The organism is Methanothermobacter sp., assembly GCA_030055615.1.
Lineage (GTDB): Archaea > Methanobacteriota > Methanobacteria > Methanobacteriales > DSM-23052 > Methanothermobacter_A.
Genome location: JASFYN010000001.1, coordinates 334,835 through 361,080, shown reverse-complemented (window position 1 = coordinate 361,080; position 26,246 = coordinate 334,835). Strand labels below are relative to the sequence as shown.

Genomic DNA, 26,246 nt, shown 5'->3' with positions numbered 1-26,246 from the left:
CAACCTTGAAAGGCATTCTTAAAAAAATTTCCAAGATTGAATTTGGGCTGCTTTCACCAGATGAGATAAGGAAAATGTCAGTAGCCCAGATCATAACACCCGACACATATGATGAAGACGGATATCCCATCGAAAACGGGCTGATGGACCGACGCCTCGGTGTTATAGACCCTGGCTTGAGATGTAAAACATGCGGGGCCAAGGGAGGTGATTGCCCAGGCCACTTCGGCCACATAAACTTCGCAAGGCCTGTGATACATGTTGGATTCGCCGACACCATACATAAGATTCTCAGGTCAACATGTAGAAAATGTGGAAGGATCCTCCTCGATGATAAAGAGATAGAAGAGTATAGGTTATTGTTTCAGGAGGCTATGGAGAGGGAGGAGAACCTTACAGATATCATAAAAGAAGTTTATGATGTTGCAAGACGTGAAAGATGCCCACACTGTGACGAAGACCAAGGAGACATCAAAATAGACAAACCAGTATCCATCGTAGAAGAAGACTACAAATTAACAACCGATGAAATCATAGAATTACTAGAAGATATAATCGAAATGCTAGAAGAAGGCCACACACTAACATCACCCGAACTAACAGAACTACTAGAAAGAAAATACAGACTAACAACAACCGAAATCAAAAGACTAACAACAGAACTCAACGAAAGCCTAGAAGAAATCATAGAATACATAGAAGAAGTTAAAAATCTCAGAAGCGTTTTTGAAAAAACCGGTGAAAAATCAACATTCAAAGAGATCATAGAATTCCTAGAAAATGAAAAGTCAGAGGAAGCATCAAATAACCAGGCAACCGAATGGATAAACCTCAAAGAAAAAACAAAAACATTAGAAGAACTCGACAAAACTTTAAAAGACGAACCAGAACTTTTGGAAAAGATCAATAAACTTCTCAAAATAACCAAAGAAATTCAAGAGAATCCTGAGAAAATCTCGAACATTAAAGGAGAGCTAAAAGAGATCATAAGGCCAATGGAAGTCCTAGAGAAGATCAGAAACCTCAGAAAACTCCTTGACATAATCGATTACAAGCTAACTCCAAGTGAAGTCAGAGAAAGACTCGAAAAAGTAACTGACGAAGACTCACTCCTCCTCGGAGTCAACCCAGAAGTTGCAAGACCAGAATGGATGGTCCTCACAGTACTACCAGTACCACCAGTAACCGTAAGACCCTCAATCACACTAGAAACAGGGGAACGTTCAGAAGACGACCTCACACACAAACTCGTTGACATACTAAGAATCAACCAACGCCTCAAAGAAAACATGGAAGCAGGAGCACCCCAACTCATCGTAGAAGACCTATGGGAACTCCTACAATACCACGTAACAACATACTTTGACAACGAAGCATCAGGCGTGCCACCAGCAAGACACAGATCAGGAAGACCCCTAAAAACATTAGCCCAACGACTAAAAGGTAAAGAAGGAAGATTCAGAGGAAACCTCTCAGGTAAAAGGGTTAACTTCTCCGCACGTACAGTAATATCCCCAGACCCAAATATTAGCATAAACGAAGTAGGCGTCCCAGAAATAATAGCCAAAGAAGTTACAGTACCTGTTTACGTAACCGAATGGAACATAGACGAAGTCAAAAAATACATCAAAAACGGCCCAGACAAACACCCAGGCGCAAATTACGTTATAAGACCAGACAACCGCAAAATAAGAATCTATGAGGAGACAAAAGAAGCCATACTTGAAAAAATAGAACCGGGATACATCGTCGAAAGACACCTAAAAGATGGTGACATCGTATTATTTAATAGACAACCATCATTGCACAGAATGTCAATGATGGCCCACGAAGTCCGGGTATTACCATACAAAACGTTCCGCTTAAACCTATGTGTTTGTCCACCATATAATGCCGATTTTGACGGGGACGAGATGAACCTACACGTTCTACAGACAGAGGAAGCCCGCGCAGAAGCAAAAACTCTAATGAGGGTACAGGAACATATACTTTCACCAAGGTTTGGCGGGCCTATAATCGGGGGCATACATGACCATATTTCAGGAGCATACCTCCTAACAAAAAGAGGCACAGAATTTGATGAAGGAGACGCATTCCAACTCTTGAAAAGGGCGGGCATCCCACTACCAGACAAAAAAGGTAGAAAATGGACCGGCAAAGAAATATTCAGCATGGTACTGCCCGATGACCTTAACATGACATACAAGGCAGAAATATGCAGAAAATGTGACGAATGCCTAAAAGAGGAATGCAAATACGACGCTTATGTCATCATAGAAAACGGACAACTAAAATCCGGCGTAATAGACGAAAAAGCCTACGGAGCATTTTCAGGAAAAATACTAGACCACATCGTGAAAGAATACGGCACAGACAAAGCCCGAGAATTCCTGGATACAGCCACAAAATTGGCCATAGCCGCAATAATGAAAGTAGGATTCACAACAAGCATCAGAGACCAGGAAATACCCCAAGAAGCGAAAGAAAGAATAGAAGCCCACCTAAAAAATGCCGAAAAAAGAGTTGACAGACTAATCGAAGCCTACGAAAACGGCGAACTAGAACCACTCCCTGGAAGAACACTCGAAGAAACACTCGAAATGAAAATAATGCAAGTACTAGGGGAAGCTAGAGACAAATCAGGGGAAATAGCAGAAGAATATTTCGACATGGAAGAAAACCATTCAGTAATAATGGCCCTCACCGGCGCAAGAGGATCCATGCTCAACCTCACACAAATAACAGCATGCGTCGGCCAACAATCAGTAAGAGGAAGCAGAATCACAAGAGGATACACCAAAAGAACACTACCACACTTCAAAAAAGGCGAACTAGGCGCCAAAGCAAGAGGCTTCGTACACTCCAGCTACAAAGAAGGCCTAGATCCGCTAGAATTTTTCTTCCATGCGATGGGAGGAAGAGAAGGCCTTGTTGACACCGCTATCAGAACGGCTCAAAGTGGTTACATGCAGAGAAGACTTGTAAACGCTCTCCAAGACTTAACAGTCACAGATGATGGTATGGTAATCGACAATAGAGGAATTGTAATCCAAAGACTCTACGGAGAAGATGGAGTCGACCCGGCAAAAAGCGATTATGGTGAGATAGTAGACCTTGAAAAACTAGTAGATGAAATTAGGGCAGGTAAATAAATCCCATTGTGGGTGATTTCGTGGAAACATTAAAAAAAGTTAAAAAATTTGTGGAAAAAAAGGATCTTGAATTCCCAGAAAAACTCATATTAGAAATGGCTAGGGTAGTGGAAGAGAAACAGTTAGATGATGATGAACTCAACGAATTGATAGATAAGGCTCATCGTGCATATGAAAGGGCTAAGGTAGAGGAGGGAGAGGCTGTAGGTACCGTTGCAGCGCAGTCTGTGGGGGAGCCAGGTACTCAGATGACAATGCGTACTTTCCACTATGCTGGTGTGGCTGAACTTAATGTTACACTTGGTCTTCCCAGGCTTATAGAGATTGTCGATGCTCGTAAAAAGATTTCAACACCTACAATGGACATATATTTTGAAGAAGATAAAAGGGATGACGAAGAATTTGTGAGAAAAATTGCCAACAAGATTGGTAAAAGCACCCTAAATGATGTCTTGAAGAATTTTAATATTAATTATGCTGAAATGAACATCGTTGTTGAATTAGACAAGGAAAAGATCAAGGAAAAGCGACTTAATTATGATGATATAATCCAACGTGTAAAAAAAGCTTTTAAGGAAGTAGAAATAAATAATAATATGTTAATATTTGAACTTGAACCTTCAAAACGTACCATAAGGGATCTTAGACTTTTAGCTGATAAAGTACGCAACTACCAAATAAGTGGAGTTAAAAATATAGGTAAAGTAGTTGTCAGAAAAGAGGAAGACGAATGGGTAATACATACTGAAGGTTCAAACCTCGGAGCTGTTCTCAAAATAGATGGTGTTGACAAAGTCAGAACAATGACAAATGACATACATGAAATAGAGAAGGTTCTAGGGATAGAAGCGGCAAGGAACGCAATAATACACGAGGCAAAGAAGACAATGGAAGAACAGGGACTGACAGTAGACATAAGACACATCATGCTAGTAGCCGATATGATGACAGCAGACGGTACAGTGAAATCCATTGGAAGACATGGTGTCAGCGGCGAGAAAGCAAGCGTCCTTGCAAGAGCATCATTCGAAGAAACAGGAAAACACCTCCTAAGAGCTAGTATAAGGGGAGAAGTAGATAATCTCAACGGTATCATAGAAAATATCATAATAGGACAACCCATACCATTAGGCACGGGATCCGTGAGCATTATAATGAAACAAGAGGATAGGAGGAAGTAAATGGACATAGATAGAGGAATAAGAGTAGCCGTAGACACTGGTAATGTCATATTAGGCTCGAAAAAGTCCATCCAAAACTTGAAACTAGGTAAAGGCAAATTGGTAATAATAGCCGAAAACGCCCCAGAAGATATAAAAGAAGACGTAGAATATTATGCCAAACTTTCCAATATTCCCATCTATGTTTATAATGGGAGTAGCGTCGAATTAGGCTCAGTATGTGGTAAACCATTCACCGTCACTACTCTCCTCATACAAGATCCTGGTGACTCAACAATACTAGAAATAGTGGGGTAGATTCCGTGAATATAAAATTCACCACAAACGAAATAAGATATATTGCACTGTTTGAAAGCATGACCGGTGCAATGGTAAAAGATTGTATAGTGGATGATAAAAATGGGAAAATAACATTCCTTGTTAAAAAGGGAGATATGGGCCTCGCCATCGGGAGAAGAGGTAGCAACGTTGCCAAAGTCCAGAAGGCCGTTGACAAGGGCGTTGAAGTGATCGAACATTCAGACGATCCAGTTGAATTCATAGCCAACCTCTTCGCCCCCATCAAACTAAGGAGTATAAGAATACTCCAAAGAGACAACGGGGAGAAAATAGCCACTATAGAAGTAAACCCAAAAGATAGAAGAGCAGTGATAGGCAGAGGGGGCCAGAATATTGAAAGAGCCAGGATATTAGCAAGGAGACAGCACAACATAAGTAACATCATAATTAAATAATTGGGAGGGAATCACACTTGCCAGGACTTTTCGCAGCAAAAAAACTCAAAAAAGACAGACAAAAGTTTAGATGGAAAGACCCACAATATAAAAGAAGAGCATTACGCTTAGATGTTAAAGCAGACCCTCTAGAAGGAGCACCACAGGCAAGAGGGATAGTAATAGAGAAAGTAGGTATAGAGGCAAAACAGCCAAACTCAGCCATAAGAAAATGTGTAAGAGTCCAACTTATCAAAAACGGTAAACAGATAACCGCATTCGCCCCTGGAGACGGTGCAATCGGTTTCATCGACGAACACGACGAAGTAATCGTGGAAGGTATAGGAGGCCCTGCTGGAAGAGCAATGGGTGACATTCCAGGCGTCCGCTGGAAGGTCACCAAAGTCAATAATGTATCACTCCAAGAAATGGTTAAGGGCAAAATAGAGAAACCAGTGAGGTAATACTTATGAGTTTAGTCTTTGATAAATGGGAGACAAAAGAGGTGAAAGTCGAAGACAAGGGACTGGCCAAATACATTTCCTTAGCAGAGGTACTAGTCCCACATACAATGGGAAGACACGTGAAAAGACAATTCGCAAAATCAAAGGTTTCAATAATTGAAAGACTAATAAACAAGGTCATGAGAACAGAAAAAAACACTGGAAAAAAGAATAAAGCATACAAGATCGTTAAAAAGGCATTCGAGATAATAAACCAGCGGACAAAGAAGAACCCGATAGAAGTCCTAGTTAAGGCCATAGAGAACACATCCCCAAGAGAGGAAACAACAAGGATAAAATATGGGGGTATAGCCTACCAAGTCGCTGTTGACGTATCCCCACAACGCAGACTCGACTTATCTTTGAATTTCCTCACGAAGGGTGCCATGCAAGCAGCTTTCAAAACCAAGAAATCAATAGAAGAATGCCTGGCCCAGGAGATCATATTAGCTTCAGAATATGATACAAGAAGCTTCGCAATACAAAAGAAGGAAGAAAAAGAGAGAATAGCCAGATCAGCGCATTAAGGTGATTTTAGTGAGTAGACGTGCTAAAATGATTAGCAAGATCAAAGAATTAATGTACAAACCAGATTACATCCGCAACATAGGCATAGTCGCCCACATAGACCATGGAAAAACAACACTATCAGACAACTTACTAGCCGGAGCCGGGATGATATCAGCAGAACTAGCAGGCGACCAACTATTCCTAGATTTTGACGAACAAGAACAAGCAAGGGGTATAACCATCGACGCAGCTAACGTATCCATGGTCCACCCATACAATGGCAAAGAATACCTCATAAACCTTATAGACACCCCAGGACACGTAGACTTCGGGGGAGATGTTACACGTGCAATGAGAGCCGTTGACGGAGCCGTAGTAGTGGTCTGCGCAGTAGAAGGTGTGATGCCCCAGACAGAAACAGTACTAAGACAAGCCCTCAAAGAACACGTGAAACCAGTACTATTCATAAATAAAGTGGATCGCCTAATAAACGAACTCAAACTCAAACCAGAAGAACTCCAAGAAAGGTTCATAAAGATAATAAGCCAAGTAAACAAGCTAATCAAAAGCATGGCACCCAAAGAATTCAAACAAAAATGGCAAGTAAAGGTAGAAAATGGTAGCGTAGCCTTCGGATCAGCTTATTACAACTGGGCCATAAACGTCCCCATAATGCAAGAAACCGGCATAACATTCAAAGACATATACCAATACTGTAAAGAAGACAGACAAAAAGAACTAGCCCAGAAAGTCCCCCTACATAAAGTACTCCTAGGAATGGTTGTGGAACACTTGCCAAGTCCATCAGAATCCCAAACTTACAGAGTACCCATAATATGGCAAGGAGACCTAGAAAGTGAAGAAGGCCAAAGCATGCTCAAAACAAACCCTAAAGGTCCCCTAGCAGTCATGATAACAGATGTAAGGATAGATAAACATGCTGGTGAAGTGGCGACTGGTCGTATATTCGGCGGGACCATCAAAAAGGGTGATGAAATATTCCTTGTAGGATCCCATACAACTTCCAGGGTTCAACAGGTCGGAGTTTACATGGGCCCAGAGAGGATAAACACTGATGTGGTCCCAGCTGGTAACATTGTCGCGATAACCGGTGCCAAGAATGTGGTTGCAGGTGAAACAGTATGCGATACCGAGAGGAAAATAGAAGCATTTGAGAGCCTAGAACACATTTCAGAGCCTGTTGTCACGGTAGCAGTTGAAGCAAAGAACACAAAGGATCTTCCAAAACTTATAGAGGTTTTGAGGCAGATAGCTAAAGAAGATCCGACAGTAAAGGTTGAGATAAACGAAGAAACGGGTGAACACCTCGTCTCTGGTATGGGTGAATTACACCTTGAAATAATAGCCTACAGGATAAACGAAAAAGGTGTTGAAATAGAAACCTCGGAGCCTATCGTAGTCTACAGGGAGACTGTCATGGACACCGCAGGGCCAGTTGAGGGTAAATCGCCCAACAAACATAACAGATTCTATATAACCATAGAACCATTGGAAGAGTCAGTATTCAAAGCCATACAGGATGGTCAGATCAAAGAGGGCAGAATAAAAGGAAAAGAAATGGCGAATAAATTCATAAAAGCAGGACTAGACAAGGAAGAGGCTAGGAGAGTATGGGACGTATATGAAAAAAACCTTTTCATAAACATGACAAGGGGTATACAATACCTTGATGAGATAAAAGAGCTCATATTAGACGGTTTTGAAAGTGCGATAGATGATGGTCCATTAGCAAAGGAAAAAGTGATGGGTGTTAAAGTGAAACTCGTGGATGCTAAAATCCACGAGGATGCCGTGCACAGAGGACCCGCGCAGGTGCTCCCTGCTGTTAGAAGGGCCATGTATGCTGCTATGATGATGGCCGAACCTAAGATCCTCGAACCAATACAGAAGGTTTTCATAAACGTTCCACAAGAATACATGGGTAATGCCACAAGGGAGATACAGAATAGACGCGGTCAAATCCTAGATATGAGTCAAGAGGGTGACATGGTAACAGTGGAAGCTAAGGTTCCAGTTGCTGAAATGTTCGGCTTCGCAGGGGACATTAGATCAGCTACAGAGGGAAGATGCCTCTGGTCCACTGAAAATGCAGGATTTGAAAAATTACCAGATGAACTTCAAAAAACCATCATAAGGGAGATAAGAACTAGGAAAGGATTATCACCTGAACCATATGGTGCTGACCATTACCTCAGTTAAAAGTACATAAATTTATATAATAAGATAATAAATATAGGAGATTTAACCCATCATGGGATATAAGGTCAAACTTCAAATCATCACAGAATATCGGAGGTAATATTATGGCTAAAGAAAAGGAACACATAAACTTGGCATTTATTGGACACGTAGACCATGGGAAATCCACACTTGTAGGTCACCTTCTCCTACAAGCAGGAGTCATCACAGAACAGCAATTAGCTGAAGGAGAAGACAAATTCAGGTATGTTATGGACAGATTAGCAGAGGAAAGGGAGAGAGGACTGACAATAGACCTTGCACATACAAAATTCGAAACAAAAAAATATGAATTCACAATTGTGGATTGTCCAGGACACCGCGACTTCGTTAAGAACATGATCACAGGAGCTTCACAAGCAGACGCCGCAGTCCTAGTCGTGGCAGCAGACGATGGTGTGATGCCACAGACAAAAGAACACGTATTTCTTGCAAGGACACTAGGTATAGACCAACTAGTCGTCGCAATAAATAAGATGGACCTAGTAGATTACAGCGAAGACAGATACAATGAAGTTAAAGATGAAGTGAGCGAACTCATCAAAACAGTAGGTTACAAGCCCAAGGAAGTCCCATTCGTAGCAGTTTCAGCATTTGTAGGTGACAACATAACCCAAAAGAGTGATAAAACACCATGGTACAAGGGTCCCACAATAGTTGAAGCATTAGATCAGCTAAAACCCCCAGAAAAACCAGTGGACTTGCCCTTAAGGATACCAATCCAGGATGTATATTCCATCACAGGAGTGGGCACAGTACCAGTTGGTAGGGTTGAAACCGGAATCCTAAAGACTGGTGACAATGTCATATTCGAACCACCAGGCGTTGGAGGAGAAGTCAAATCCATAGAAATGCACCATGAACGTATAGAACAAGCAGAACCCGGTGACAACATAGGATTCAATGTGAGAGGTGTTGGAAAGAATGATATAAGAAGGGGTGACGTAGCAGGACACCCTGACACTCCACCAACAGTCGCAAAACAATTCACAGCCCAAGTAGTCGTACTACAACACCCAGGAGTCATAACAGTAGGATACACACCAGTATTCCACTGCCACACAGCACAGGTTGCATGCACCTTCACAGAACTCGTCCAGAAGATAAACCCTGCAACTGGTGAAGTGCAAGAAGAAAACCCAGACTACCTCAAAACTGGAGATGCCGCCGTGGTCAAAATACAACCAACCAAACCACTCGTAATAGAAAAAATCAAAGACATACCCCACATGGGAAGATTCGCCATAAGGGACATGGGACAGACAGTCGCAGCTGGAATGTGCATAGACCTAGTACCAGCAAAATAAACCCCCCCAATATTATATTTTTTTGGAGGATGTAAATGCAGAAGGCACGGATCAAACTCACAGGAACCGACCCGAAAAAATTAGAATACGTCTGTGAACAGATAAAGAAGATAGCAGAGAGAACCGGAGTTGACATATCAGGTCCCATACCCCTCCCCACTAAAAGGCTTATAGTACCAACTCGCAAATCTCCAGACGGTGAAGGAACCGCTACCTGGGAAAAATGGGAAATGAGAATCCACAAGAGACTCGTAGGGATAGAAGCCGATGAAAGGGCCATGCGCCAGGTCATGAAAGTTAACGTACCAGATAACGTTAGTATAGAAATAGAACTCAAGGGCTAGAAGACAAGCCCCCCCACAAATTAATAATTTGTGATCCTTTTTTTATGTGCCGGGATAGCCTAGCCAGGTAAGGCGCGGGACTTGAGATCCCGTGGAGCTTTGCTCCTCCTGGGTTCAAATCCCAGTCCCGGCGTCTAAAAAACCATTTTATTCTCTTTTGGGTGTGCTGTCATGATAAAGACTAAAATGGTCCCTGAGGAGCGTATAGCTGTTATAAGTTACAGTGGCTGTTTTAAGAAGACTAAAAAGTTACTTCAGGAGCTTGAGGAATGGCTTAAGGAGCATGAGGTCAAGATTGGGGGTTCTGGTTTTGTGATATTCTATACTAGCCCCCTCAAGGACGAGGGAAAGTATGATGTGGGGTTTCCTATAGAGGATGAGATCGAGGGTACTGATCGTGTGAATATTGTGACGATCCCAGGGCATAAGGTTTTATACACTCTCTATGAAGGTTCTGGTAGGGGAGCTGCCTATAAGTCTCTCATAGATTTTGTTGAAGAAAATAATATAGATGTTATAGGTTCACCCAGGGAAATCTACTATGGGAGTAAAGTGGAGATACAGTTCCCCATAATCTAGGATTTTTGATATTTTTCTATGATATCCTTGAAGGCGTTGATTATGTATTCTACTTGTTCCATGGTCATAGCATATATGCTACATTTAAACCATCGTGTCTGACCCCTCTTTATACCAACTATCTTCCTCTTTTTAAGCTCTTCATATAAGAAAAAGCCCCTTCTTGGATGTGAACGTGCTATACTCTCGAATATTGGTGTTTCAAATCTTACCAGGTCGTGTTCTTTTGGCTTAACCCCCAATTGTACTATTTCACCTAATTTTTCCATCTCTTTTATAAAGTATCTTGTTTTTTTAACTTCTTCATCCCATCTTTGTACTCTTTCTTTCACATGTGGGAATGATGCCATTAGCGTCGCTATTGGAGCACCCCTGCTTGTACATCCTAGCATTTCGATTTCCTTTTTTTCATGACGCTCAGATCTTTTAAGTATGATGTCCTCCCATTCACTGGTCATGCCAAGCACTCCTATCGGCCCAGAGGCTGCCATGCTCTTATGCCCACTACCAACAATGAAATCAGCCCCTATCTCCTTGGCGTCTATTGGCATCCGCCCCATAGAGTATGCGCAATTTAATAATAGTGGGACACCTAATCTCCTGCAAGCAGATGCTATGGCCTTTGCATTTGTAAGGTTTCCATAATCCCCGTCAACATGTGTTAGAACTGCTAATTTGACCTCTGTTTTGTCAATGGCATCCTCTAGTACTTGCTTGTAAGTTTCTGGTTTTATTTCGAATGTTGGATATCCATTGTTGGGTGCTTCGATGATTCTAAGGTGGTTTCTTTCGGCTGCCAAATGTGTAGTATAGTGTGCGTTCCCATCTGTCACTATCGTATCTCCCTTGTCGCAGATGGCGTGCATCACTGCAAATTTTCCCTCTCTTGCACCATGGACTGTTCTTACAACGTCAACATTTATGAAGTCTGCAAGATCATCAAGGAATCTTGTAATGTCTGGTTTTTTTATCTGATCTAGTCTCCCTTCACAATAATCACATATACTATAACCATCTGAGAACTCGTAAAGTGCTTCACGGGCATCTGCTGGGAGGACACCACCCCTCTGAAGGGGGTTTAAGTTTAGATTTTCCCTCTCAATGGCCCTTGCAAGTCCATATTCATCGCATTCCATTATTTTCCCTCTATTACCCTTTTTATCTTTTCGTATACTATTTCACGATTTTCGGGGTTGATCCTGAATATTTGCACGTCTTCTCTATCCTTTATGTTCTGGATTAGCTTCCTGTGGAAGGCTGCTATCACTGTTTTGCCGCTTGAAAGCGCTTCTTCCACCTTAAATAAGAATTTGGGGTCTTTAAGCTCCATTGGCGCGACTTCATCTATTATGATATAATCCGCGGATTCGATGGCCTTTTCTATCCCGGGTATGCCCACTTTTTTGATCGTTTCAAGGTTAACACCATAGGATCCTACTTTTGGCCCTGGAGCTCCCTTTTCTGCTAGTATACCTCTTTCACCGGTCATTATATCTACTATTTCGAAGCCTATCCTCTTTTTGCCTTCTCTTATTTCTGGCGTGAATATCCCGCCTATACTAGCCCCTTCTTTTTCTAGGTGGGTTTTTATTTTTTTGATTAGTGTTGTTTTCCCAGTTCCCGGTTTTCCCGTTATTATAATATTCAACTTTCTTTATCCTCCCCATTCCTATAGTAGGTTGGTGAGACCTAGTTCCCTTGCATATTCCCTTGCTGTGTAAATTTCTTCTCTCGTAGGGTATCTGTCTATCTTAGGGTATTCCATGGCATGGTATACTGGCCGGTATTGCCCCATTATATTGACTGGGGTGTTTTTACCTAATTTGTCAGCTATCCATGAGAGTATGGGTATTGTGCAACATTCAACGTGTCCCGGAAGTACCAGATGTCTTATTATCATATCAGCCGATTCTTTAGCTAGTAAGTGGTTCCTTGTGACTATTTTCCAGTAGTTGTCTACGTCTGCTAATGTCTTGGCGCATTTATCGTTTCCAAATTTGAAATCTGTTAAATATAAGTCTATTATACCATCTAATAGGTTCATGGCCTCTTTTGACATGTAGAAGTTGCTGTTCCATATTACGGGGATGTTTTCTTTGCATTTTGAGATAACTTTTAAGATATAGTTGAGGTTGGGTGTGGGGTCGCCCCCGACAAAATTTACATTGAATGATCCTCTTCGCCTCTTTTTATCTATTATATCTGCAAGTTTTTCTGGTTTTATGTGGACGCCCCCTTGGGGGTTTTGGGATATGTCCCAGTTTTGGCAGAATACGCAGTGGAATGTGCAACCTGAAAAGAATATTGTATGACTGGGGACAAGTGGTGCTTCTTCCCCGAAATGTAAAAATTCCGATGCTATCCTAGCTTCTAATACGCCACAGTATCCTGGTTCTTTTCTGCGGTTAACATGGCAGCGTCTTTCACAAAAATGACATGATTTGAATATGTTGTCGGCTATTTTTATCTTCAAATCTAGGAATGATGATTCACAAGATCTTATAGCCTGTTTTTCATAATATTCTTTGAACTTTTTCTGAATTCTTTTGTGTTCGTCCCATAGTTTGTCTTTTGGCACGTCCTTGGCTTTTATGGATGCTGCTATTTTGAATCGTGCAAGTTTTTTATCTTCTCTTATAAGATGGTAATCTTCTAGCATCATATATTATATGGGGGTTCTCTGCCTTTTGTATGTTATCCTCCAATAACCCTTAGAGTTTCTATGAATATTCTTGGTGTTATGAAAGTTCCTATTTGCCTTATCTTGGAATCTATCATTTTTACCTGTTTTAGGATGTTGAATATGTTACCTGAGATCATGGCTTTTTTTATTGGATATTTTATCTCCCCATTTTCTATGTAGAATGGATTGTTAGCTTCCAATGAGAAGTCTCCGGAAATTGGGTTGGCGGTGTGGGCGCCGAGAACATCAGTTACAAGCATGCCCCTTTTAATATCCTCAACTGTTATTTTATCTTGGAAATCTAGGATGATGTTAGTGGTTGAAACTGTTGGTATGCTTGAGAATGATGCTCTTATACCATTACCAGTACTTTTAACATTTCCCTTAGAGGCTGTGTAGAGATCATATATGAAATTTTTTAGTATTCCTTTTTCTATTATGGGTGTGCGTTGTGATGGTGTGCCTTCATCATCTATGGGGGCTGAGTAGAGGCCTCCTGTTATTTTTCCATCATCATATATGTTCATGGCTGGGTTTGCTATTTCTTCTCCTATTTTGTCCTTAAGGTACGATCTTCCCCTTTGGACGTTATCGGCGTTTATTGCTGATGTAAATGTTCCAAGAATCCCACTTATAGCGTGATAATCTAATAATATGCCCAAATCACCCGTCCCAATCTTTTCGCCTCCGATAGAGTTCTTAGCTATCTTGCAAGCGGTCTGGGATATCCTTTCCGGTTCTAGGCTCATTAGACATGACGCATCAGATTCATAAGCCGTGGATTTAAGGTTGCCCTCCTTTGCGTTAACTGATATATGAGCAGAAAATCCTGTGCTCTTGTACTCGGCCTCAACCCCATTAGAATTTAATAAGAGAGTTTTTAGGCAGCTTGCAGTGAAGCCTCCGTTGGTAGGCTCACAACCTTCATCAAAAACCTTATCTATCATTCTCTCAGCGAATTCATGAGCATCTGAAACTTCAAAATCGTGGAATCTCTTATCATAAATTTTTTTCACTCGTGGATAATGTGATGGTTTGGAAAATTTAAAATTCTCATCTGCTTCATTCGCTCCCAGATTAGAAACTGCCATTTTTATTGTTTCTTTTATTCGGCGCATGTCTGTGGTGTAAGCGAAACCCATCCTTTTATCCTGTATGACCCTTAAACCAAGGCCTATTAACTGTTGTTCCTTTGCAAGGTCTATTTTATCCCTTTGAATGTCAACCTCTAATGTTTTCTCCTTTTGAATGTATACCTCCACATTGTGGACATGTTTAAGTGCTTCCTTGAATGTTTTTTCTGCTATATCATACAATCTATTCCCCCCCGTTAGAATATGAATTTTTCAAGTGCTTCTGCTACTCCCTCACCATACTCCTTGGTTGTCACATAATCTGCCATCTTTTTGAGTTGGGGGTCTGCATTTGCAACTGCGACCTTTAACCCGGCCACCTTTAGGAAGTCGATGTCGTTTTCACTATCTCCTATTGCCATTATATCATCCGTTTTGATTCCCATGTCTTCTGCGACTATTTTAAGTGATGAGCCTTTATTGACTTGCGGATCTGTAAGGTGAATTGCAAATTTTGTATCATAAACTTCAACATCAAAATCCTTTAAAGTTTCTTTTATGACATCTTCAGGTATTGTGCGCCATATAGCTACCTCAGAGACCCTGAACTCCGAAAATTGAACCTTTTCTACAGGATATAAACTTTTAAGGTGCTTGTATGCTCTTTCAGCCTTTTTAATATCACCCAGTACTTTAACCTTCTCTTTAGAGTATATTACACCACCATTTTCCGCTACAAGACCCCCAGAAGTTCCTATAAGTACAGAAGCCGCCCTAGTGAAACATAAAATGTTACCAGTAACAAGTATAACGGGCACTCCAAGGGATTCGGCCTTCCTCAGCGCTTTAAGGGCGGGTATGCTCAACTTCCTTGTTGGGTCAGTTATGGTACCATCAATGTCCACAGCGATTGCCCTCATAATCCATCCCTAAAATGAACTATAACGATATGCAATATTACATGTCCCCTCCCTTGAAACCATACATGCACCCACGGGATTAGTTGGCGTGCACTCAGTCCTAAAAAGCGAACAATCCTCAGGCCTTGCAACACCTCTTAATACAGCACCACAAATACAACCTGTGGGACATTCAATCACATCTCCCAATTCTATATCAAACTTTTCCCTAGCATTAAAATCCGAAAATTCATCTTTTATCTCATATACAGAATCTGGGATCTCAGGGAATCCCCTCCACTCCTTACTCGTAACATAGAAAACCTCTTTCATAATCTCCTGAGCTTTAACATTGCCTTCTTCCTTGACGACTCTCCTATACTCATTTTCAACCTTGGCTTCTCCATTTTTAATTTGGCGAAGTATCATATAGACTCCCAAGAGAACATCGATAGGGTTGAAACCCGCTATAACCTGGGGTATCCCATAATCCCTTGAAAATGGGATATAAGGCCTCGTACCTATTATAGTGGAAACATGCCCAGGTTCTATAAGACCATCCAAATTCACTTCCCCAGATTCTATGAGAAACTTTAAAGCAGGAGGAATTAAACGATGACATGAAAGAACTGAAAAGTTTTCTGGCGGATCTCCCAAAATCGCAGAGGCTGTTGTGGGTGCTGTAGTCTCAAAACCTGCCGCCATGAAAACAACCTCACGGTCAAGGTTCTTCGCGATTTCAACAGCATTATTCACACCATAGACTATTCTAACATCAGCCCCCTCAGCCTTTGCATCAGCAAGAGAACCATAAGATCCCGGGACGCGGAGCATATCTCCAAATGTTGTGATGGTAACACCTTGCCTTGCAAGTTCCACACACTCATCAATTTCCCTAGCAGGAACACAACATACTGGGCATCCAGGCCCTGCAACAACTTCAACCTCTTCTGGCAAAAGAGATCTTATACCATGTTGCATTATAGTATGTTCATGAGATCCACAGACATGCATTATCTTAACTGGCCGTGAAATTTTATTTATCCTTGATACTATTTCTCTTGAAAGATCCTTCATAACATCACCGGGATAATCCAGTTAAAATCATTATTTCACATAAAAAGCATATATATTTGATGGATAAATGTGCAATAGCAAACTCTAATAAAATTTACCACGGCATCCACAAAAAAAGAAAAAGGGGAAGTTATATTATACTTTTCTTGAAACCGCGAATCCAGCGATAATTGAAAGTACTGCGAATACCATTAATAGTAATGAGGCTCCTGTTGGCTGCATTGGGATTTCCCACGGTTTTGACGGTTTTATCAATCTTTTAGCCGCTTCTATGGTTACAAAGGCTTTGTTATTGTCTGGATTGGGATCATATGTGTCACTTGTTACTATGGCCATGTTTGTGATGTTTCTGTTGGATGTCACGACTCTCGCCACGATATTAAGTGTTGCAATCGCACCTCTTGCTAAGTTTCCAATAGTCCAAACCCCAGACCTTGGATCGTAATCTGGACTGCTTGCACTCACAAATTGTAAGCCTGCTGGCAGCCGATCCATGACCCTAACATTTACTGCAGTATCCGGTCCAAGGTTTATGACAGTTAAAATGAACCTAACAATGTCCCCATATCTCACTTTTATTACATCTGCAACTTTGCTAATCGCAAGGTCTGCTGCAGTTGGCACGGAAATGGTGACATTTGCCCTGTTATTGGCCATGTTTGGATCGTATATGTTGCTTGAAACATTGGCAACATTATCAATGTTTATGTTGGATGCTACAGCCCTTGCTATGATCTCAAGGGTTGCGGTGGCACCATTTGCAAGATCTCCGATGGTCCAGACACCACTCGTGTATGTTCCTTGTGAAAGTGTTGCACTCACAAGCTCCAGACTAGCTGGGAGAATATCAGTTACCCTTGCATTTTCTGCTGTGTCAGGTCCAAGGTTCTGAACCGTTATAGTGAATTTAACAGCTTCAAGGTAATTTACGCTTGTTTGGTTGGCAGACTTACTTATCGCAAGGTCTGCTGCAGGTGACACCTCTATAGTTACATTGGCGTAATTGTTTTCTGTGTCATTATCAAATTCGTTGGTTTTTGTTACACTGGCTAGGTTGGTTATCGTTGTGTTAGATATTGTGACTCTTGCTATGATCTCTAGGGTTGCACTTTCATCCTTGGGTAAGCTTTCGATTATCCATTCAGCACCGTTTATTGGTGTGTAGATTCCAAGAGATGTTGTTGCTGATATTAATTCAAGGCCTGCTGGTAATAGGTCAACAAGTGTGACTCCAGTGGAATTGTCTGGTCCTAGGTTTGTGACTGTTACTGTGAATTTGACTGTATCATTGTAGTTTACTTTTGTTGCGTTGGCTGTTTTTTCAATTTTTATGTCTGTTACTGGTAATGTCATTAGTGTGAAGGTTGCGTTATTGTCTCCTATAAATGGATCATGTGCATCTCCCGTAACAAAGGCTCTGTTGAAGAACGTGCCCGAAGTGGTTGCTCTTACAAGGATATCTAATGTTGCTGTTTCGAATTTTTGTAGGTCACCTATGTTCCATGTATTAGTGTTGTTATCATAGGTTCCATGAGATGCTGTGTAGCTTAAAAATTGGAGGCCAGTTGGCATTAAGTCTGTGACCACAACTCCTGTGTTATCATCTGGGCCTGCATTGTAGACTGTTATTTTGTATGTGGATGTTAAACCATTGTAGATTATTGCGGGAATTGCTGTTTTAGTGATTCTGAGATCTGATGCCTTTGGAGCGTTTAATCCTGCTAATGCACGATTGTTCGTCATGTCCGGGTCGAATTCATTCCCTTGGACGAATACTGTGTTATTTGAGGCTCCTACTTTGTCAACCAATACTGTGATATTTAGGTAGGCTGTCTCGGGGTAGTTGAGGGTTCCTATAGTCCAAATGCCGGTTGAATTATCATAGGTGCCTTGTGAGGCAAGGTGACTTTGATATATGAGGCCTTCTGAGAGGATGTCAGTGACTGTGACTCCTGTTGCATTGCTCGGGCCGAGATTTGTGACTGCAATTATGAATGTTACGGTATCTCCAAGGTTTGGAGTGGAGTTGGTAACTGTTTTGACTATTCGGAGGTCTGCTACGGGTTTTGCATTAATTTCTATTGTTGCATTATTGTTTTCTGGGCTTGGATCATAATTGGTTGATGTTATATTTGCCTTGTTGGTTATGAGGCCTGTTGTATTTACCTTTGCTAATATGGTCATTGTTGCTGTTTCAAGGTAGTTGAGTGTGCCTACATTCCAAATACCGCTGTTTGGATTGTAGACTCCCTTGGATGGTGTTGCCAATTGGAGTATCAGGCCAGGTGGTAATAGGTCTTCAACTACTACGGTGGGTGCGTTTTCTGGGCCTGCATTGTAGACTGTTATTGTGTAGAGTATGTTTTCTCCAATGTATGGTTCTTCTTTGTCCACTGTTTTTGCGATGCTCAAATCTGATGCTGGTGGGGAATTTAGGGGTGCTGTTGCGTTGTTATTTAAGAGGTTGGGGTCTGTGATGTCGCTTGTAATATTTGCTCTGTTAATTATAATCCCTGCTTGGGTGATGCGTGCTATGATGTTTAGTGTTGCTGTTTCAAGGTAGTTGAGTGTGCCTACATTCCAAATACCGCTGGTTGGATTGTAGACTCCCTTGGATGTTGTTGCGCTCTGGAAAAGTAATCCATTTGGTAGTAGATCTTCTACGATGACTCCTGTTGCATTGTCTGGTCCGTAGTTAATTATTGTTATGGTGAAGTTTACTAGCTCGTTGAGGTTAGGTGTTGTATTGTTTACAACTTTTATTATGTCGAGGTCTGCAAGTTTTTGTGCTGTTATTGTTATGTTTTTACCGTAATCGTCGTTGTAATGGAAGCTTGAACCACTTTGGTCTGTTATAGTACCATATACGTGTGTTGTTCCTGTTCCTATAACTTTGAAGTACCATACTGAGACGAAGTTTGTTGTCCCTGGATTGTCCAAGCGTATGTTGTTGTTTGTGTTTGTCCCATAGGTTGTTGTAACATTTAAGGGTTGGAGTATTGTTGGATTATAGGCGAGTGGTAGGTTGACAATGTCGTAGGTTGATGCTGTAGTTGATACCATTGTTACGGCTATTATGTCTCCTAGTGTGGGGTGTTATTGCTGGCTGTTATGCTGATTATATTATTACGCCTTTGTGATACGAATTTTTCCACATATAATGTGCCTGTTATCGTGTCTGGAGTTCCTGTATTTGTACCTGCGACTGTTACGGTGTAATTCTTCGAAGTTAGGTATGCGGCGCTTGTTCTTTTTATTTCTATTAGGTAGAATGCGTCTACAGTTGCGCCTGGTGGTATGTTTCCAAGATATTTTGTTGTGGTTTCGCCTGGTGCAAGGTTTATGTAGTGGTTGTCTGTTGTCCATGTGAAATTGGCTGTTACATTAGTTGCTGTTGTGAGCGCATTATTGGTAACGCGTACTTGTACAAGGTACTGGTTTGGGCCTGCGTTTACATTATTGTGATCGAGGCCTATCGTGTCCCAGGACCCTTTTTTTAGTGTGAGTGTTCCGAGCTGGAAGTTTACTTGTGCAGATCGGGTTTCATTTAAGTTTATGGTTTGTGTTGGTATTATATGCCCTGGTGCTATTGCAGAAATTATTAGGGTATTCTCTTCTGAATAAAATGAAATGTTATATTCACCATTTTTGCCTGTTATGTTTGATGCTATACTCGATCCTGTGGGAGATTTCACGTCTATTATAGCTCCCTGGAAAGGTTCTGTACTGTTACAGTAAGTTACTGTCCCCTTGATGAAAGTATTAGGTGTTTCATCTGCCGCGGCAGCTGTTGCAATAACTGAAAAAAACAGTAATACCGAGGTTGTGAGGGCTAGTTTTCTAGTTATTTTTTCACCCCCCATTTTTTACAGTGATTAGGTATTATAGTATTTAATATTTAAGTTTTCGTAAAAGTTTAAGATATTGGAGTGCAATAATCCAATTAGGGGACTACAATATATTAGCAGGATATTAGGTTAAGATTATATCCTTTTAAAAATTGTTTATGTGTTGTAAGGGATCCTAAAGAAAGATGTTTAAAGGTTTATATTGGTATAAGTTTAGTTCACGATATGGACTGGAAAGTTCAATTGTTAAAGGTTGTTTTGGGGGGATTTTGAAAGGAGAAATGGGTTTAAAGGTAATCATTGATTAATCGTTAACATGTGGGGATAATCCCATTCTTAGTCTTCTCTTATGGGCGTGAATATGCCCAACCCAAAAAATTGGTTTATTTGGGTGAAAATCAGCTTATTATTGTGATTTTACTGCTATATGATATATTTTGACTGAGTAGATGCCAGGTGGGGTGCCTGGTGGTATGTTGAGGTAAAGGTCTACTGGTATGATGGCTTCCTCTAGATTTTCAACTTTCCAGTGCTCTTTCACGAGAACATAATCTTTTTTGAAGGATGTTTTTGGCACGCATGCCCCGTAGTCGGCGTATTTAAGGTTTTCTATTGGTATGATCCCTATTGGGCCTTGTAAATCCCCTTCAGCCTTTACATATAAATCTATGGGGATATTTGATAAGCTTTTAATTTGGAGTCCGCCTTGTTCTCCTGGCCAGTAATATTCACCCCATGATCCTATGTAGACATTAAATGTGAAGGGGTTAGTTGTTTCTTTCCCGTTCCATATTGTTTTTATTTGGATGGTTTCTGTTACAGTGACTGTAACATCCTGAGTAGCTGATGATGCGGGATAAACAGGATTTAATAGTAACAATATTAAGAGTGGTGTTATAATTTTTGGTGTGAGGGTGTGGAGAGTTCGCATTTAATGACCCTCCTATTATCTTTTTCTACTTGGTACTTTGAATGCACAAATGTATACAATCTTTTGTGACTATGATCACAATAAAATATTATAAAATCAAAAATTAGTAATACAAAAGTTGATACAACAAGATACCAAGCTAATAAGCACGCAAAAAAATAAAAAAAGAAATGTTAAATTTTCCCACGACTAGCCAAGAAGTATCCAGCGCCAACAAGCACAACAAGGACAATAATACCAGCCATAGCATACACTGGTAATCCCCTGTTTACACTAGCTCCACTAACTTTACTCACCTCATAGGACTTGGCCCCAGAGGCACCAGGACCTTGTGAAGCCGATCCTGTAACCATCCCTACACCCATTGAACCTGAAGATCCTATATTTTGTGCAACACCCCTAAAACCAGGAGATACCCCCGGTTGATTGCCAGAATCTCCTGGACTTGTTGTTGGAACTCCTGGAATTGAAGGCGTAGGAGCGCCGATTATACCAAGGACATTTTCCAAAGTTTTGAGTTCACCAGCACTAAACTGTACCATACCACGATTATGCGCTTGATAAAATAGGCCAGCGATTATCTGTTGCTGTTCTCTGCCAAATTGGCCGAAAACTTGCGGATCAAGGTACACATTCGCAATTTGACGCCAAACCACCGGGCTTGTGACCTTTGCAAATACATTGTTCACAAACAAACTCCTTATCTGAAGTGCAATAGTCGCCTGACCTGAATACCCTTCTCCTAGCATTCTTTGTATCCATTCTCTGTTGAGTAATGTGGAACTTATTTCATCATAGATGTTTTCTTGTAAAGTTAGTATCCTAGGTTCCTTGTAATTGGTCTTAACCACGTAACCTGTTATATCCTTGCCTGTAACTTGTTTTGTCGCGAATATTATATTTGACATTATGTTATATAGGCATGCGCCCGTTTCTGTAGTCCTGTAAGGTGTTGAAATGATCATGCTAGTGTCAACCGTCCCCAGCACCTTCTCAAGTAACTTTCGCGCTGAAATTCCTGAAATGTCATTAGTGTATACATATGAATAGTAATTCAAGTATGTTTCACTGAGTTCTTTTTCTGTCCAATCTGTTCTTATCCATAACATACGATCTACGCTCACACCATGAGGATCGGAACCTGGTGCAAGGCCAAATATCCTTGCCCTGGCAAGTTTCTCGGCCCTTTCATAAGCTTCTTTTTGGTTTAATCCTTGTGCCACTAATTCTCTTGTAATCTCTGGGAGCATAGCAAGGTAGTGCTTTCTTACATAATTCATATTTGTGGATTCGTTGAGCAATGCTACTTGTCTTATGGCATTGTCAAGGATCTTGAAAGTATTTGGACAAATGCTTCGAATGTTATGAGGATCGACTATCATCACATCAATCCTGGGCCTTCCAAGTTCCTCCAATGGTATTATCTCTGTGCCAATCAATGTCCCGCTCTCGTAAACTGGCCTGACACCGATTAAATTGAAAATCGCGGCTATACTCTGGCCACCTGTTAAAATTACGTCAATTCCACAGCCTATGGCAATGGTCTCTGGATATTTTCCATTTGATTCCTTGTACATTTCCAGTATTTTATCCACGACCTTTTTGCCCATTTGCATCGCAGCAATATCTGGTATTCCTGAAGGATTAAGGGAATACATGTTTCTTCCTGTTGGGAGAACATCCAGTGAACATACAGGATCGCTAACACCTACAGGTTCTATATATTCTCCCCTGAGGGCTCTTAACAAGTTTGTGATCTCATTTTCCACGCTTTGGATTAACAGGTCCTTTACTTGTTCTCTTGTCCTGTTTGATGGATTGAATGATACTATAGTGTCTATGAATTTTTCCAGGGTTTCATTATCTGGTAAGGCCCCGAATGTGTGGAGTCCACTGGTAGTGTAGGTTTCGGCAATATATTCAATGTAATCTGAGAGTCGGGCGATTACCGTGTCAAAGTCTGTTTCGTCAGTTATTTTTAGTCTTGAAGCTAATCCTGTTTCATTTTTAATCGCTGCCAGGGTCTGGGATTTCAACAGTTCCATCCTTTCATTGTCACCGGCTAATTTAGCGTCATTGTAACGTTTTATTAGGTTGTCTAATTCGCGGTATTTAGTATATCCTATAGCTTCTACGAGTGGGGGTGTTAAATGGGATATAACAACCCCGTATGCTCTTCTTTTCACTGGATTTATGATCCCATGTCCTGGATCATCCATTCTTACAAGTTGTATATTTGGGATGTTACCGATTAGCGTGTTAGGCCAATCATCCGCTGTCATTGCATTTAAGTGTCCGGGTAATAGTTCTAATGTTCCGTGTTGTCCTCCGACATGAACTATTGCGTTTGCTTGGAATTTGTTTTGAAGCCAGAGATAAAATGCTATGTATTGATGTGTAGGCGGTAACGTGTTATTATAGAGGTTTTCTAGTGTTCCATTCCATACCCATCTTGGTTGCACTCCAAGGAATATGTTACCAAGCATTAGGCCTGGGAGGACTATTTTATCCTTGTAGACCATGATGTTTCCTGGTGGGGGGCCCCATGTGGCTTCTACTTGTTTGCGTAATGATTCTGGGAGCTTGTAATACCATTGGAGGTATTCTTCTTTTGTTACTGTTGGCACGCCTTTTTGGATCAGGTTTAGAAGGTCGGCTTGTGTATAATTGATAAGGTTTCTTCCTTGTGCATTGATCAATCTAAGAATGTTTTCAGTTGTGATATCAGCTTTTGTTAGATTACCTAGATTGTATCCATCTTTTAGTAGTGCTTGGAGTACGTTGGCGATACTTGCCGGTACGTTCAGACCGTAGCCTGTGAGCATTTTCTCGTCGTGTGTGCTGTCATAATATATTAATGCGACCCTTTTTTCGTTGTTGGGTTTGTATTTCAATTCTATCCACTTGCATACCCTGTCGATTAGTTGATTTAATCCTGGCTCGTATGGGGAGTACTCTTTTAATGATAGGCTTGTGTCTGGGTCTTTTCCTAAAATTTGGGTTCCACCTATAAGTATTGGTTCTATTCTACCCCCGGCTTCGTATATGGCTAGGAATGCTATTTCAAGGCCGCTTAAACCCCTGATTGTTTTATCTTGCAAGTACTTGTCCAGTGTTGCGATTAAGAACACATATGTTGGGCTGAGTACAGGTGCGTTCAATTCTTTGAAAAAGGAGACTGTATAATTGTCTGCACCATATCCGAATTGTATGGATGTTATCAGTAGGTCTATGCGCGGCTCTGAGAGGAAATATTTTCTAGAAGCTTGTGTGGTATCACCAGTGACAGGAGGATCCATGACATATGGTATAACATTGAAACCTTTTGATTCTAGCTTTTTGATTATTTCATTCCACATTTTCAAGTTACCAGACATGTAATGACGATTGAATATTGTAATTCCGATCCAGGGCGCGCCTTCTTTGAAGTGGCCGCTTTCATTATACCATCTTATGTAATCATTTTTTTCTTGGAATATTCCTTGGTAGTCCGGATGGTATAGGAAATCTCCTGGTGGTGGTAGTAGTTTGGTTTCATTTTGGCTGATAGATATGGCGTTAGCTTCCCTTAATATTTCAAGTAGGGTTCTTTTGATGTTTTCTTTACTTAGAAGGAAACTGAGTAATTGTCCATATTGTAACGGAAGGTTCACTATTTCAACACCTGTAACATTGCATGATGGTTTTACAGCCCCTAATAGGAATATTTTGCTTCCTTGTTTCATCTGTTTGGCCATTGTCTCAAAGTCTGAAGCGACATCGTAACTGGGCCCGTAGGTGATACCTGTTAGTGGATAATTGGGTCTTGTGAGGTAGAAGAATATGTCTGTGGTTTTTAGTTTTTCTAGGAGTGTTTGCCATTCTGTTGAGTTTATGTTGATGGTTTCCATGCTGGATATTTCAAGGTCGAAGTCGTAGCCTTCGGGTAATAGTTGTTTTTTGTACACATCATTTATCATTAGGTCTACGGTTCCTGTGGGGCATCCGCTGACGAATACTAGCATTTTAATTGGTTTAAGCATTTTTGATGGTACGAAAGTGTGGTTTAATTCTGCTGTGGGTGGTGTTCCACTGCATTCCACTATGGTGGTGTATGGTTTGTAATTTTTGTAAGTAATTTCTAGCTTGAAGGTGTTCTGGTTAGATATGAAATTTATTTTGTATTCTCCTGTGGAATTGGTGGTTCCTGTGATTATTGTCATGTTTGTAGTGGGATCTTTTACTGTTATTGTAGCGCCTTCGGCTGGGGTGTTATTTTCCATGACTGTCCCCTTGATAATAGGATCAATTCCATTAGTTGTTTGGTTTTCAGGTTCTATTTGTAGGTCATTCGCTGACACTGTACTAGATAAACTCAATGCAAAAATGATCATAACTGACAATAAAATCAATTGTTTTCTGATCTTGTTCACCTCCCTTTAATTTTTTCATTTAAAGTAAAATGATAATTAATATAAAAAATTATTTATTACAAGATTTTCAAAAAACTGGTATATTGTAATAATAAAGTTTGTATTTAGTCTACTCATCAGATAAGATAGTCTTATAAATGGGAATTTATTGTAGATGGAGTACCATCTTCGTTATACGATAGTATAACGAAATCATATTTAACTCCACACCACCCTTTTCTAATTTCTATCAAAAAAACACCCCCCTATAAGCCCCTTCTTCCCCATTTCACGATCTATTCCAAACCCCAAATTCCAAAAAAACCCATCATAACAATTAATAACAATGCCCCATTGGTTATTGGCTGTGACGACCGCCATGGGAAGGCCACAGCAGAAACATACTTGGCAGGACATGGTATAAATTGTTACGCGCCATTTGACAAATTCACGACCGATATAATGCCCCACAAGGGCCTCCACCACTATCCCGGACAATACGCCCACGATAAGATCCTCCCCCTAAAGAATGAAACGATAATGGGCCCAACCAGTAAATTTTAACATAAATGAGAAAAACAATGGTTCAAACAACCATTAAAACTTGCCCTAATCAGTAGTGTGACACTCCATGCAAATATTTCACGACCTAAAGCGTAAATATGGGATTAAACAGAAATAAAGCAGGAAGCAAGTACCCTTTTAATAAACCCTCCTCATATGATAAACAACTTTCCAAATCATCCATCATCACCCCATACTTTGCGCGATGGAACTAAATAAGAAAAAAATCATT

At 40.8% G+C, this 26,246-nt stretch carries 21 protein-coding genes and 1 tRNA gene; 12 read left to right on the top strand and 10 right to left on the bottom strand.

Annotated features, from left to right (window positions below; genetic code table 11):
• The first annotated feature begins 5 nt into the window (after window positions 1-5).
• The 11 genes from QFX38_01995 to QFX38_01945 all read left to right on the top strand — a co-directional run bounded on the left by QFX38_01995 (window position 6) and on the right by QFX38_01945 (window position 10,548).
• Window positions 6-3,152 carry a DNA-directed RNA polymerase subunit A' gene (locus QFX38_01995; GenBank protein ID MDI9623646.1) on the top strand — a complete coding sequence of 1,049 codons (3,147 nt, stop codon included), beginning with the start codon at window positions 6-8 and terminating at the stop codon, window positions 3,150-3,152.
• A gap of 20 nt (window positions 3,153-3,172) precedes the next feature.
• Entirely contained in the window at window positions 3,173-4,333 is a 1,161-nt protein-coding gene (rpoA2, locus tag QFX38_01990) for a DNA-directed RNA polymerase subunit A'' (GenBank protein MDI9623645.1), read from the top strand.
• A complete protein-coding gene (locus tag QFX38_01985; GenBank protein MDI9623644.1) occupies window positions 4,334-4,630 on the top strand; it encodes a 50S ribosomal protein L30e in 297 nt (98 codons plus the stop codon). It abuts the gene before it with no gap.
• 5 nt (window positions 4,631-4,635) lie between these two features.
• Complete coding sequence (locus QFX38_01980; protein ID MDI9623643.1) at window positions 4,636-5,067, top strand: NusA-like transcription termination signal-binding factor; 432 nt, start codon at window positions 4,636-4,638, stop codon at window positions 5,065-5,067.
• Between the two features lie 17 nt (window positions 5,068-5,084).
• On the top strand, window positions 5,085-5,510 hold the full coding sequence (locus QFX38_01975; GenBank protein MDI9623642.1) for a 30S ribosomal protein S12: 426 nt from the start codon (window positions 5,085-5,087) through the stop codon (window positions 5,508-5,510).
• A 5-nt stretch (window positions 5,511-5,515) separates the two neighbouring features.
• Window positions 5,516-6,076: a 30S ribosomal protein S7 gene (gene rpsG / locus QFX38_01970; protein MDI9623641.1), complete on the top strand. Its 561-nt coding sequence runs from the start codon at window positions 5,516-5,518 to the stop codon at window positions 6,074-6,076.
• A 10-nt stretch (window positions 6,077-6,086) separates the two neighbouring features.
• Entirely contained in the window at window positions 6,087-8,279 is a 2,193-nt protein-coding gene (locus QFX38_01965) for an elongation factor EF-2 (protein MDI9623640.1), read from the top strand.
• Window positions 8,280-8,383: 104 nt separating this feature from the next.
• A complete protein-coding gene (gene tuf / locus QFX38_01960; GenBank protein MDI9623639.1) occupies window positions 8,384-9,625 on the top strand; it encodes a translation elongation factor EF-1 subunit alpha in 1,242 nt (413 codons plus the stop codon).
• Window positions 9,626-9,660: 35 nt separating this feature from the next.
• The gene (gene rpsJ / locus QFX38_01955; protein ID MDI9623638.1) at window positions 9,661-9,969 is read left to right on the top strand and encodes a 30S ribosomal protein S10; all 309 of its coding nucleotides are present in this window, start codon (window positions 9,661-9,663) and stop codon (window positions 9,967-9,969) included.
• A gap of 48 nt (window positions 9,970-10,017) precedes the next feature.
• Window positions 10,018-10,102, top strand: a tRNA-Ser gene (locus QFX38_01950).
• A 38-nt stretch (window positions 10,103-10,140) separates the two neighbouring features.
• On the top strand, window positions 10,141-10,548 hold the full coding sequence (locus QFX38_01945; GenBank protein ID MDI9623637.1) for a GyrI-like domain-containing protein: 408 nt from the start codon (window positions 10,141-10,143) through the stop codon (window positions 10,546-10,548).
• On the opposite strand, the gene pscS is transcribed toward QFX38_01945, so the two are convergent.
• The 10 genes from pscS to QFX38_01895 form a co-directional block, all read right to left on the bottom strand.
• A complete protein-coding gene (gene pscS / locus QFX38_01940; protein MDI9623636.1) occupies window positions 10,545-11,684 on the bottom strand; it encodes an O-phospho-L-seryl-tRNA:Cys-tRNA synthase in 1,140 nt (379 codons plus the stop codon). The genes QFX38_01945 and pscS overlap by 4 nt on opposite strands.
• Window positions 11,684-12,196 carry an NTPase gene (locus tag QFX38_01935; protein MDI9623635.1) on the bottom strand — a complete coding sequence of 171 codons (513 nt, stop codon included), beginning with the start codon at window positions 12,194-12,196 and terminating at the stop codon, window positions 11,684-11,686. Before QFX38_01935 ends, pscS begins: the two co-directional genes overlap by 1 nt.
• Window positions 12,197-12,217: 21 nt before the next feature.
• A complete protein-coding gene (locus tag QFX38_01930) occupies window positions 12,218-13,207 on the bottom strand; it encodes a radical SAM protein (protein MDI9623634.1) in 990 nt (329 codons plus the stop codon).
• Between the two features lie 35 nt (window positions 13,208-13,242).
• Window positions 13,243-14,547: a TldD/PmbA family protein gene (locus QFX38_01925; protein MDI9623633.1), complete on the bottom strand. Its 1,305-nt coding sequence runs from the start codon at window positions 14,545-14,547 to the stop codon at window positions 13,243-13,245.
• A 14-nt stretch (window positions 14,548-14,561) separates the two neighbouring features.
• Window positions 14,562-15,224, bottom strand: a complete 663-nt coding sequence (locus QFX38_01920) for a phosphoglycolate phosphatase (protein MDI9623632.1) — start codon at window positions 15,222-15,224, stop codon at window positions 14,562-14,564.
• Between the two features lie 9 nt (window positions 15,225-15,233).
• Window positions 15,234-16,280: a hydrogenase formation protein HypD gene (gene hypD / locus QFX38_01915; GenBank protein MDI9623631.1), complete on the bottom strand. Its 1,047-nt coding sequence runs from the start codon at window positions 16,278-16,280 to the stop codon at window positions 15,234-15,236.
• Between the two features lie 135 nt (window positions 16,281-16,415).
• Window positions 16,416-19,343, bottom strand: a complete 2,928-nt coding sequence (locus tag QFX38_01910) for a DUF11 domain-containing protein (GenBank protein ID MDI9623630.1) — start codon at window positions 19,341-19,343, stop codon at window positions 16,416-16,418.
• 20 nt (window positions 19,344-19,363) lie between these two features.
• A complete protein-coding gene (locus QFX38_01905) occupies window positions 19,364-20,143 on the bottom strand; it encodes a hypothetical protein (GenBank protein ID MDI9623629.1) in 780 nt (259 codons plus the stop codon).
• A 391-nt stretch (window positions 20,144-20,534) separates the two neighbouring features.
• Window positions 20,535-21,059, bottom strand: coding sequence for a hypothetical protein (locus QFX38_01900; GenBank protein MDI9623628.1), 525 nt, complete (start codon window positions 21,057-21,059; stop codon window positions 20,535-20,537).
• Window positions 21,060-21,232: 173 nt separating this feature from the next.
• Window positions 21,233-25,432 carry a cobaltochelatase subunit CobN gene (locus QFX38_01895; GenBank protein ID MDI9623627.1) on the bottom strand — a complete coding sequence of 1,400 codons (4,200 nt, stop codon included), beginning with the start codon at window positions 25,430-25,432 and terminating at the stop codon, window positions 21,233-21,235.
• A gap of 372 nt (window positions 25,433-25,804) precedes the next feature.
• On the opposite strand from QFX38_01895, the gene QFX38_01890 reads away from it, so the two are divergent.
• Window positions 25,805-26,014 (top strand): hypothetical protein, encoded by a 210-nt coding sequence (locus QFX38_01890; protein MDI9623626.1) that lies wholly within the window; start codon window positions 25,805-25,807, stop codon window positions 26,012-26,014.
• Window positions 26,015-26,246: the final 232 nt, after the last annotated feature.